The sequence below is a fragment of the Daejeonella sp. genome (genome assembly GCF_046590655.1).
In the GTDB taxonomy this organism is placed as follows: Bacteria; Bacteroidota; Bacteroidia; order Sphingobacteriales; family Sphingobacteriaceae; genus Daejeonella.
Map to the genome: position 1 here is coordinate 37483 of NZ_JBKJUM010000130.1, position 11466 is coordinate 48948.

At 39.6% G+C, this 11466-nt stretch carries 8 protein-coding genes; 1 reads left to right on the forward strand and 7 read right to left on the reverse strand.

Annotated features, from left to right (window positions below; translation table 11 throughout):
- Nucleotides 1-54: 54 nt before the first annotated feature.
- From ACLL8Z_RS12260 to ACLL8Z_RS12270, 3 genes are all read right to left on the reverse strand, one after another.
- On the reverse strand, nt 55-1194 hold the full coding sequence (locus ACLL8Z_RS12260) for an acyl-CoA dehydrogenase (RefSeq protein ID WP_411275080.1): 1140 nt from the start codon (nt 1192-1194) through the stop codon (nt 55-57).
- 173 nt (nt 1195-1367) lie between these two features.
- Nucleotides 1368-1895, reverse strand: a complete 528-nt coding sequence (locus ACLL8Z_RS12265; protein ID WP_411275073.1) for an adenine phosphoribosyltransferase — start codon at nt 1893-1895, stop codon at nt 1368-1370.
- The gene (locus ACLL8Z_RS12270) at nt 1892-2812 is read right to left on the reverse strand and encodes a helix-hairpin-helix domain-containing protein (RefSeq protein ID WP_411275074.1); all 921 of its coding nucleotides are present in this window, start codon (nt 2810-2812) and stop codon (nt 1892-1894) included. The genes ACLL8Z_RS12265 and ACLL8Z_RS12270 overlap by 4 nt, the downstream gene beginning before the upstream one ends.
- A gap of 536 nt (nt 2813-3348) precedes the next feature.
- On the opposite strand from ACLL8Z_RS12270, the gene ACLL8Z_RS12275 reads away from it, so the two are divergent.
- Entirely contained in the window at nt 3349-4515 is a 1167-nt protein-coding gene (locus tag ACLL8Z_RS12275) for a hypothetical protein (RefSeq protein ID WP_411275075.1), read from the forward strand.
- Nucleotides 4516-4570: 55 nt separating this feature from the next.
- Here the strand turns inward: ACLL8Z_RS12275 and ACLL8Z_RS12280 are convergent, their stop codons facing one another.
- From ACLL8Z_RS12280 to rny, 4 genes are all read right to left on the reverse strand, one after another.
- Nucleotides 4571-6022 carry a hypothetical protein gene (locus ACLL8Z_RS12280; RefSeq protein WP_411275076.1) on the reverse strand — a complete coding sequence of 484 codons (1452 nt, stop codon included), beginning with the start codon at nt 6020-6022 and terminating at the stop codon, nt 4571-4573.
- Nucleotides 6023-6125: 103 nt separating this feature from the next.
- Nucleotides 6126-8924 (reverse strand): TonB-dependent receptor domain-containing protein, encoded by a 2799-nt coding sequence (locus tag ACLL8Z_RS12285; RefSeq protein ID WP_411275077.1) that lies wholly within the window; start codon nt 8922-8924, stop codon nt 6126-6128.
- Nucleotides 8925-9041: 117 nt separating this feature from the next.
- On the reverse strand, nt 9042-9548 hold the full coding sequence (locus ACLL8Z_RS12290) for a DUF962 domain-containing protein (protein ID WP_411275078.1): 507 nt from the start codon (nt 9546-9548) through the stop codon (nt 9042-9044).
- Nucleotides 9549-9672: 124 nt separating this feature from the next.
- The gene (gene rny, locus ACLL8Z_RS12295) at nt 9673-11235 is read right to left on the reverse strand and encodes a ribonuclease Y (RefSeq protein WP_411275079.1); all 1563 of its coding nucleotides are present in this window, start codon (nt 11233-11235) and stop codon (nt 9673-9675) included.
- Nucleotides 11236-11466: the final 231 nt, after the last annotated feature.

Sequence of the window (11466 nt, forward strand, 5' to 3'; positions counted from 1 at the left end):
ACAATTAAATTTTCATTAAGTAATTGCTTATAACATACCATGACGAGATTCGTCCTACTTCATTATTTCCCTTGCAATAACGATCTTCTGAATTTCTGAAGTCCCTTCACCTATTGTACACAATTTCGAATCTCTGTAAAACTTCTCAACCGGAAAATCTTTAGTATAACCGTATCCTCCAAATATTTGGACTGCTTCAGTGGCTGTTCTTACACAAACCTCAGAAGCGAAATATTTAGCCATAGCAGATAGCTTAGTAACATTTTTGCCCTGGTTCTTGAGATTAGCAGCACTCATAATTAATAGCTCTGCCGCTTCAATTTCGGTTGCCATATCCGCAATCTTGAAAGAAATTCCCTGAAAATTTGATATCGGCTGGCCGAACTGAAAACGTTGTTTTGAATATTCTACTGCAGCTTTAAATGCCCCTTTGGCCATTCCAAGGGATAAAGCTGCTATCGAAATTCTTCCTCCGTCGAGAATATACATGGCTTGTTTAAATCCTTCACCTTCATTTCCAAGTAAATTTTCTTTCGGAACCCGGCAATTGTCAAATATGAGTTCTGTTGTTTCAGAAGCCCGCATACCAAGCTTGTTCTCTTTTTTCCCATGTGTAAAGCCCGGAGTTCCTTTTTCGATTACAATAGTGGAAATCCCCTTAGAATCGCCTTTCTCGCCAGTCCGTACCATGACCACAGCTACATTTCCAGATTTACCATGAGTGATCCAGTTTTTAGAACCATTGACAACATAATGATCTCCATCCAATACAGCCGTTGTATTCATTCCCATTGCATCAGAACCAGTATTCGCTTCGGTAAGTCCCCACGAACCAATCCATTCAGCCGTGGCTAGTTTTGGCAGCCAACGTCGCTTTTGCTCATCATTTGCAAAGGCGAGGATATGGCCCGTGCACAGCGAGTTATGCGCTGCAACAGAGAGTCCTATAGAGCCGCAAACCTTAGAAATTTCAGAAATAACATGCACGTATTCGTGATAACCCAGTCCAGAGCCTCCATATTCTTCAGGAACCAGAACGCCCATTAAGCCCAGCTCTCCTAATTTTTTGAAAGTTTCTATCGGGAAAGTTTGTGCTTCATCCCATTCCATCACATGTGGCCGGATATGCTTTTCAGCAAAATTCCGAACCATCTCTATTACCATTTGTTGATTTTCGGATAACTGGAAATTTATCCCCCCTTGTTCGAGGTTTTCTATTGATTGCATAAATTAATAATTGGTTGCCTGCAAGGTAGCAATTATAGCACCAAACGGAGTTAAACGTTGTACGTTATACGTTATACGTTTTCTAAACGCTGTGCTATCCGACCAGACGTATAACGTATAACGTACAACTTAGAACATAATCAATATGAAACCAGGGTAATAATATTATCAGAATCCGCTTTAAGCTTCTCCTTTCCATCGAGAAAATCAAGGCTTATGACAAAAGAATAACCTGCTATAATACCTCCTAGTCTTTTTACCAGGCGAGTTGCGGCGGACACGGTTCCGCCAGTTGCCAGGAGGTCGTCATGTATCATTACTCTTTGACCAGATAGTAGTGCATCCGCATGTAGTTCCAGTATTGCGGATCCATATTCAAGCTCGCAAGGTTCCTGAATAGTTTTTGCTGGCAGCTTCCCCTGTTTCCGTATTGGTACAAACGGGATTTGCAAACGGTTTGCGAGCATCAGTCCGAATAAGAAACCGCGGCTTTCTATACCTGCAATTACATCAATTGTGTTAACGTCCATTTGGCTCACAAAGGCATCAATTATCTCAGAACATAATTTTGAGTCTTTTAGGATCGGTGTAATGTCTTTAAATATTATTCCGTGTTTGGGAAAATCAGGAATGTCCCTTATTGCGCTATCAAGCTTCGCACTGATCATTGTTCGAAAGATAAGTAAGGCTCAATTTTACGGATAATTTCTTCATTCAGGATAAGAACTTTCTTTAAATCATCCGTTGAATTGTACTTACCATGCTGTTTACGAAACTGGATTATAGCATTGATTTGTTTAAAAGTCAAATAGGGGTGGTGGCGCAATTCGTCAAATGTGGCATTATTCAGCTTCATCCGTTTTATCGATGTTGAATTGACAATCATTTGACTTTCCACTTGAGAATACCTCAGAGAATCCATACCATAAACCTCCTTCAACTGCTCCTTCCTATAAAAGCCTCCCAATCTATTCCTGAAACGAATTATCCTGGACGCAAAAGCTGGTCCGATCCCCCGAAGCTGATCGAGCATTACCGAATCCGCACTATTCAATTCAACTAAAATACTATTTTTCTTAACCCTGGTGCCCTTGTACTTTTGCGCCGACAGGTTCCGTTCCCTAAATGAAGAGGGCTTATCCGCCTTTATTTGAATGTAAGGTTCGAGCTGCTTATACTGTTCTTCAGAAATTGAATATATTTTCTTCAGGTCCTCAGTCCTGTAAAACTTGCCTCCTTTAGTAAGATAATTCTGAACTACCCTGATCTGCTTTTGCGACAGTCCCAGCCTATGCCATTCGGACGTCGAGGCGCTATTGGGATCAAATTCAAAATATTGAGGATTGATTATTCGGTCGTCAATATCCTTTTTGAACGTCGCTTTGCCATTTCTCCTCTTTACAGCTGATGCTTCAAATAAGGCTATTTCCTCCTGAAATTGGGTCAGATCATACTGTTCCTGTTCATCAATAAGCCTGTAATAAAAGGGATAGGCCAGGATCAGACTTACAAGGAAAAGTAGTATCAAAATACCATTCAGTTCCCTTTTTGAGAAGCTGAAATAAGAACTCAATTGTTTGTTCATGGCCTGCTATTTAAAGCTCTGCCAGGCATACATAACAGACATGTTATTTACATATCTTTAATTAGTTTTTTTCGGGATAGACTTAGATATATTCTAATATAATAGGATAATTTGAAAACTTCCAACTAATTTATTTGCCGGAAACCCTTCCGCCAGTGCCACGCATTGAATGCCAGAGTCATTTGATTTAACTAAATTTTCAAATAGCGTGGATGGCTTTTTAACGGTCGATATGGAAAAGATACCAGTGGAGATGCTGGAAAGATAGGTAAGAATCTCTAAGCTTAAGATATGCCTATAGTATAGCTTAGGTATCACTAAGAAAGCTTAATCCTACGTTTATCCTACGTTTATCCTACGTTGAAATTTGGTTCGGGAATGGATTTGGAAATGGGGTAAACGATTTGTTATATTAATATACGAAAATAGTTTCATAATTCCAAATTTTGTTATCATGTTATTTCATCGTATATTTAATGTTAAGTTAATGTTAACAAGTGGCTCCAGCGACTAAATACGGCTATAAATTGTTTCTGATGCTATTTCTAATCGCATCATCAGAACGGCTTGCGGCTCAGAATTTCAGCTTTGAATTCTACGATGGTACTTTCAACTTCGAGCTTGATCAAACTTCTGATATTGCCTTCAGCAATGAGCTATCACAACAATCTGTTGAAAGTTTTTATCAGGAAATAAACCAGAGCAAATATCAGCCTTTGCTTTCCAGACTCATGGAATACAAGGAGAAGCATGAACTGAACGACTGGATTTACTACCAGCTTATCCGGAAAACCGCTCAGCAGATAAGTCCAAAGGCCGAAAATTATCATCGGTACACCTTATACAAATGGTTTCTTTTATCTAAATCAGGTTATGATGCACGCTTAGGCGTGGGGAAGGACAGATTAATCTTTTACGTGAGGAATGACGAGAATGTAAACGACATACCATTTTTCATGGAGGACGGGCAAAAATATATGTGTCTTAATTATCATGACTACGGAAAGATAGATTTTATAAAAGAGAAGATTATCCCTGCGAAGATCCATATACCTGAATCAAAAACGTCATTTTCGTATAAAGTTACCCGAATGCCTGATTTTAAGCCTGAAAGCTATACGCACAAGAATATAATTTTCGAATACAATAAGCGCACTTATAATTTCCAGGTTAAGATCAATCCGGCAGTCGATGGAATCTTCGCGAATTATCCTGGCGTTGACTTTGAGACCTATTTCAATATACCGTTGAGCAAGGAATCTTATCATTCGCTAATACCCATACTTCAGGAAAATATTAGAGGCATGAGCCAGAAAAAAGGTGTAGACTATTTAATGCGGTTTACACGCTATGCATTTTTGTATGAGAATGATGATGATAACTTTGGGAGAGAAAAGCGCTTATCTCCCGAACAAACATTATTATCAAATTACAGCGACTGTGATGACCGTGCCGCCTTGTTTTTCTACCTGGTTCGCGAAATCTACAACCTTCCGATGATTGCTTTGCTTTATCCCACCCATATCAGTATGGCGGTCCAGTTTGATAAACCGACTGGAACTTCAATTATTTACAAAGGAGAAAAATATTCGGTGTGTGAATCTACGCCTCAGAAACAGGATTTAAAGATCGGGCAAATTGCCTCAAATTTGAAAAGGGTTTCATATGATGTGGTATACCAGTATGCTCCCACATTAAAATGATGAAAATAAAAAACCCCGCCGGAGCGAGGTTTCGTTTTCAGAGAATTTCAATCAATTATTTAACTTTTCCCGGAGCATCATAAGGCATAACCTGCGGGTTATAATTTGCCCATCCGGACGACCAATCTATACTTCCAAAGGCACCTCTGTAAGCTACTTTATCAAAAAAAGCATCAATGACTTTTGCGTTTGTAAATACAGCGCCAGTTTCAGCCGCAGAACCAGTTTTTACAGTGAACGTTGGCGTTCCTTGTTTCGCACCTGAAATAATATCCGGTGCATACTTATAGGGATCAGTAATTAAGTCTCCGTAAGAAGCGGCAGTAAAAGTATTAGCGGCTCTGATAAAAGTCTCAAAATCTGCTTTATTTTCACCCTTCACTTCATTGCTCTTCGAGTTATTGCCAAATACCAGGTTGTTCTGGAAAACCAGACTACCAGTCAGGTAGTTGTTTGAGGTCGCTTTTGCAACGGACACTCTTGAATCATCGATGTATATTCCTTCAGTATAGCCGGTGAATACCGAATTAAAAATACTGATGGTCGAATTTCTGCGTATCTGAGCTGCATGTTGATAATTAGCATTAAATCCAGTCATATTCGCTGCTGACAATGGACCTATTACTGTAATATTACTGAATACAGCACCTGTGAGGGGTGTTTTAACAGATCCGGAACCGTCGTTGTCTGATTCAAAACCGTTCGAGCCAGAAACGTCAGCAAGTGTGATGAAACGCTGAACTAAACCGAACTGAATCTTACCTGAATATCCGAAATCTGTATCAAAATCATCATCTAGAGTCCCGATTGCAAGCAAATGTTTAGCATTTACTGTTCCGCCAAAGAATTCAAAGGCGTCATCACCTGAACGGTAAACTTCGATATAATCAAGTGTTGTGCCTGATCCCACGCTGGCCAGAGTTAAACCATTAATCTCGTTATCCGGTGATAAAGGCACACCTGCGAATTCAATCCTGACATATTTTAAGGTACCGGAATTGTCAGCTGCATCTATTCCACCGTGAGAAGTTTTATTTACATCCGATGTTGCAGTAATACCTTCAATTGGAGTATTCGTGCCTTGATTGTTGGGTGCCTTACCTAATATCACGATGCCCCCCCAGTCGCCTGCAGCTCTTGCTCCCGCTGCCTGATTGGATGTAAATACAATTGGCTTATCAGCAGTTCCTGCAGCATTGATCCTACCTCCTCTGTTGATGACCAATGTAGCTCTTGAAGCTTTATCTCCCTTAATCAACGTTCCTGGTTCAATCGTTAAGGTAACACCGCTGGTTACGTTGATAATATTCTTGATCAGGTACATTTTGTCGGCGGTCCATGTCGTATTCACTGTTATATCTGTTGTCACTTCAATAGCAGTAGTCACCAGAAGACCAGTACCACCTGGAGTGTCATCCACAGTGCTTTTTTTACAAGCGGCTGTAAATATCACAGCAAATAGTGCTAATAGAATTCCTTGCTTTTTCATTATAATCAAATGTTTCATATTTAATTTGTTACTAACCTTTTGGTCAAAAATATGCCTGTTAGGTAACCTTTCTATTAATTCTTAATCAAGTAATTGTTAAAGGGCGTTAAGCTTATGTTAACTAGAAGGAGTAATTAAACGAAAGCGAATAGTTACTCCCTGTTCTGAAACGGCTGATGGTTTCATCAGACGATGTGGCAGAATATTGTTTGTTAAGATCTCTGTCGAAATACATAACATTGTTATTATTCAGGATATCGCTCGCATTCAACTTTATCTCGGCTTTAGATTTCATGATCTTATACCCCACTTGAAAATCAAGTACGTCGCGCGGTGCTTCATAAACACTTGGAAATTGCTGCCCGCCGGACTTGTAAATTCTGCGTCCGCTTCTGTTATATAGCAGATTAAAGTTCACTAAGTTGTTAGATGTTGTGTGCTGGATTCCCGCATTGATCACATAAGGAGACTGGCCAATAAGAGGCCGCTCAGTTTCAATCTGATTAGAAATCACAGGATTTTGCACCTTAGATTTTATCAGAGAGAAATTTGTATAAAGCGTGGTATTCTTCAAACCAGGATTCGCGCCCAGAAACTCCAAAGATTTTCTCATTTCCAATTCTGCCCCGTAGACACTGGCTTCCCGAGAATTAAAATAAGTAACGTTAGCTGTTGAGTTAACATCATATATAGCTGACTCAATGGCATTATTGAATTTCTTATAGAAGGCTGAAACAGAGAATATCTGACCGGCTGCCGGGAAGAATTCAAACCGCAGATCGCCATTGTCAATCAGCGAACGTTGCAGATCAGGATTTCCCTGTTGAATAGCCAACAATTCATAATCATAATATGCGAATGGTGCAAGCTCCCTAAATTCAGGTCGTGCAAGTGTTCTGAAATAAGATGCCCGGAAGTTACTTTTTGGCGTTACACTCAATGTGTAATTTACTGATGGAAGGATGTCAATGAAATTTTGCGAAACAGGAGCGATCGTCTTGTCGGAAGTGGTTAAATTCAAATCGTATTGTTCCACTCTCACACCATAAACTAATCTGGATTTGGTTCCGAGCTTATTATCCATCATTACATATGCAGAATTGATAAGCGAATTTGCTGTGTAATTATCAGCTGCGTTTCCGATCTCATCGAGTTTGTATTTACCCTGGTTAATCAGGTCGAGATCAAATAAAGTGTTTAATGGGCGCTGACGAATTTGATTCGCATCAGGATCGAGCGGGTTTAACAGCATCCCAAGAAAGCGCACATTGAATAATCTGTCCCTATAGCTTGAAGATATACCAGCTTTGAAAGTAGCATTCTTCTTCGCGATCAAAAAAGGTAAAGAATAATTTACTTCACCCGAATATCCGTTCTCGTTCAGATTCGAGAATAAGCGGGTATTTTCTTTTCCTATTGTAGTAATGCTGGCGTTATAAAAAGAGGATGTATTGTTACGTTCTGAAATATTCCTGGTATAATTCACTTTACGCTGATCGGGCTGATCATTCATTACATTACTAAATCCAAGTGTCCATTTAATCTTTGAACTTTTTTCTCCCAATTTATGTTCACCTTCCAGTGCCGTCTTAAACAGGCTTTTCTGTATCAGGTCAAACGCATAAAACATATTGTCACTGCTTGTAGCCACATTCGTGCCCGTACGGCTTGTATATTGATCATCGTAAGTGCGGTTATAAATGTTCTTTAATGTGATGCGTGTATTTTTGAAATTGTAAGCAAAATTTGCCAGGGCTCCTATATTAGAAGAAAATTTATACTGATTATCCAGGTAATCAAATACATGGTATTTCCTTACAATGCCTTCATTAGTGTTCTGTGAATTGCGGTAGCTCAACGATACAATCGCACCCAGACGGCTTTCAGATTTTTCAAAGTCTTTTACACGTCCGATCGTGAACTGATAATTCTGGCTTAAAAAACCTTTACTATCGTTGACGTTAAATCCCTGAGGGAGAGCCCTTAGTGAAGCGTTGTTCTTTAGTGGTCCCGCAAGGTTATTTACTATTATTCTGGTTGTCGGAAAGTTGTTTGGGACCTGTCTAAGCCCATTATCAAAGCCCAGGTAATCTGTAAAGTTTCTGGAACCGCCTTGGAAGTTCTTGAAGGTTGCCTGAGAGTTATAGCCGTATCCAACTCCAAATGACTCAAAATTATCGTCCGGAATATCTTTAGTTACTATTTGAACAGATCCGCCTGCAAAATCCCCGGCAAGGTCTGGAGTTGCTGTTTTACTGATAACGATATTATCTATTAAGTTGGCAGGAACGATATCAAAAGAGAATGCTTTTCTGTTAGGCTCTGTACTCGGCAATACACCATTGTCAAGTGACGCTGAATTATATCGGTCGGAAAGCCCCCTGACGATTACAAATTTATTATCCTGAATAGTCGTCCCACTAACTCGTTTTAAAATTTCGCCGGTATTCTTATCCGGAGAGCGTTTAATAGATTCAGAAGAAATTCCATCACTTACACGTACGCTATTTTTCTGCTGAGCGTATAGGGCATTCACAGTCTCCTGTCTGATAGTGGCAGTAACGACTACTTCCTGCAATGCCTGTGAACTTGCTTCGTCTATAGTTACATCCAGAGTAGTTGTTTTCCCAGCCAAAACTTCTATCTCAGTAATATTCTTTGACTGATATCCGATATAAGAAAATGTCAGGCTATAATTTCCCGGAACTAAATTTCCTAGTGTATAACGTCCTTCCACATCCGTTGACGCTCCCGAAGTGCCACCAGTAATTTTCACAGTTAAGCCGATAAGCGACTCACCGGTCTTGGTATCACTCACTTTTCCAGCAATTCTACCTGTTTGCTGACTGTAAACTGAATGTGAAATGAATAAGAAGGATAGGAGAAAACTGATATTAAGAGCAAGAAGCTTGTGTTTCACTTTGTTGAGGTTTTAATTTTCAACAAAAGTATTACCACAGTATTAACTCATGGTATTATTAGAGTTAAGTAACATTTAAGAATATGTGAACTGAACGTTAAAGAGGTTAAATTAATGTTAATACCTAAGTCCGACTTTCTTAAATACAAAATGCAGTAGCCATATCGGTCCTATCAGAAGAAACTTCAAATCATCAAAGAAAGAGGGTTTTTTGCCTTCGATTTTGTGTCCGATAAATTGTCCAATCCAGGAAAGCACGAAAATAATCAGGCAAACCTGCCACATTTCAGGCCAGCTGTTATTATTGTGGAGTTTTTCGAGCCCCACAATCCCGGCACTGAAAATCATAATTACCAGTAGCATGGCATAAGAAAGTACCGGCGAGAGCTTGTAATAGTAATAAACTGAAAAAGCAATTAGGAAAGAAGCCCAATTTACAAATCCATTATACCTTCCCAGGAATTCAAGTTTCGGAAATGGAATGGCCCAAATCAAACCAAACAAACTAAAAACAATTAATGGAACACAGATCCAGTGAATAAGCTCATTGGTATGGTTCTGGTGGCTTTCCGCGTACTTATCAAAGTAGACGTCGACGGGGCGTTTTTGGGTTTTCTTTTGCATTTTTCGAGTATTACGTTATACGTTGTACGTTATACGTCTGGGCGGATAGAACAGCGTATAACAATCTTATTCCCGCTTGGTACGTCTGAAAGAAGACGTACAACGTAGAACGTATAACGTATAACTATTTCGCGTAAGCCACCGACCTCGTCTCCCGTATCACCGTAACTTTTATCTGTCCCGGATAAGTCATTTCAGTTTGTATTCGGTTTGAAATGTCTGCTGCCAGAATTTCTGCTGCTGCATCAGAGATTCGTTCGCTTTCAACAACTACACGGAGTTCTCTTCCAGCCTGAATTGCAAACGTCTTTTCAACTCCCGGATAAGACAAAGCCAGAGCTTCGAGTTCTTTCAAACGGCGGATGTAACTTTCCACCACTTCACGTCTTGCTCCCGGCCTTGCACCTGAAATTGCATCACAAGCCTGAACAATCGGGGAAATCATAGAAGTCATTTCAACTTCATCATGGTGGGCACCAATGGCATTACATACTTCCGGATGTTCTTTATATTTCTCAGCCAGCTGCATACCTAATATAGCGTGTGGAAGTTCCGGATTATCATCAGGCACTTTACCTATATCATGTAGCAAGCCTGCTCGTTTCGCCATTTTTACGTTCAACCCAAGCTCTGCCGCCATGGTTGCACAGAAATTTGCTACTTCACGTGAATGCTGGAGCAAGTTCTGGCCGTAAGAAGAACGATAACGCATTCTACCAACCATCCGGATTAGCTCCGGATGTAAGCCGTGAATACCAAGATCAATAACAGTTCTCTCACCTATTTCGACAATTTCATCCTCAATCTGTTTCTTGGTTTTGGCCACAACCTCTTCAATCCTTGCCGGGTGTATACGGCCATCAGTTACCAGGCGGTGAAGTGCCAATCGTGCAATCTCTCTCCTTACCGGGTCAAATCCTGATAGTATTATTGCTTCAGGTGTATCATCCACTATGATTTCAATTCCGGTTGCAGCTTCAAGTGCCCTAATGTTACGACCCTCACGACCAATAACCCGGCCTTTTATCTCATCATTTTCAATATTAAAAATAGAAACTGTGTTTTCAATTGCGCTCTCTGTTGCAGTACGCTGAATGGTTTGGATAACAACCTTTTTAGCCTCTTTACTGGCCGTAAGTTTAGCTTCGTCTACTATGTCCTTTATTTGAATCATCGCCTGACTACGAGCTTCTTCTTTCAACGAATCGATCAACTGGTTTTTTGCATCAGTTGCAGATAATCCGGCAATCGCTTCCATTTTTTGAATATGCTGATTTTTTAGCCCATCTAATTCTTCCTGTTTGATACGCGTTAATTCGATCTGCTTCTCCATATTAACTTTTACAGTGTCCAGATCCTGTTCCTTTTTTGTTAAGTTATCAAGCTTTTGAGTTATCGACTGCTCTTTTTGTTTTACAGAATTTTCACGCTGATTAATTACATTATTCTTATTGCTAATTTCCTGCTCATGATCAGCTTTCATCTGAAGAAATTTCTCCTTTGCTTCCAGCAGCTTATCCTTTTTTAAGATTTCAGCATTGGTTTCTGCATCCTTAAGTATCTTTTTAGCCTTATTCTGGGCACCAACTTCCTGACTCCTGAGGAGCTTCCTGAGTAGAAATCTTCCGATTACTACCCCTGCAGCTAGTCCAAGTAAAACATAAAGTATTATTTGTAGTATATTCATAATTTTTTAGGTATAAAAAAACCGCAACTAAATCTAAGTATCATGTATTATAAGCTTCGTCCATAAATAGGGTTCTGGCCATTGATCAGATGCTAACCAAATGATCGGCACTAAACCCTTCAATATTGAAGTGTTAAGCTTTAAATAGTGAAACTTAAAAATTTAACTGCGGTTAAATCTTTATTGCTCTATGTATAAAGAACGATATTACTTTGAAAAAAAATCAGTTAA

Excerpts from the sequence above, each read along its gene's own strand:
- ACLL8Z_RS12265 (WP_411275073.1), bottom strand. The coding sequence starts at position 1,895 with ATGATCAGTGCGAAGCTTGATAGCGCAATAAGGGACATTCCTGATTTT.
- ACLL8Z_RS12270 (WP_411275074.1), bottom strand. The coding sequence starts at position 2,812 with ATGAACAAACAATTGAGTTCTTATTTCAGCTTCTCAAAAAGGGAACTG.
- ACLL8Z_RS12275 (WP_411275075.1), top strand. The coding sequence starts at position 3,349 with ATGCTATTTCTAATCGCATCATCAGAACGGCTTGCGGCTCAGAATTTC.
- ACLL8Z_RS12280 (WP_411275076.1), bottom strand. The coding sequence starts at position 6,022 with ATGAAACATTTGATTATAATGAAAAAGCAAGGAATTCTATTAGCACTA.
- ACLL8Z_RS12290 (WP_411275078.1), bottom strand. The coding sequence starts at position 9,548 with ATGCAAAAGAAAACCCAAAAACGCCCCGTCGACGTCTACTTTGATAAG.
- rny (WP_411275079.1), bottom strand. The coding sequence starts at position 11,235 with ATGAATATACTACAAATAATACTTTATGTTTTACTTGGACTAGCTGCA.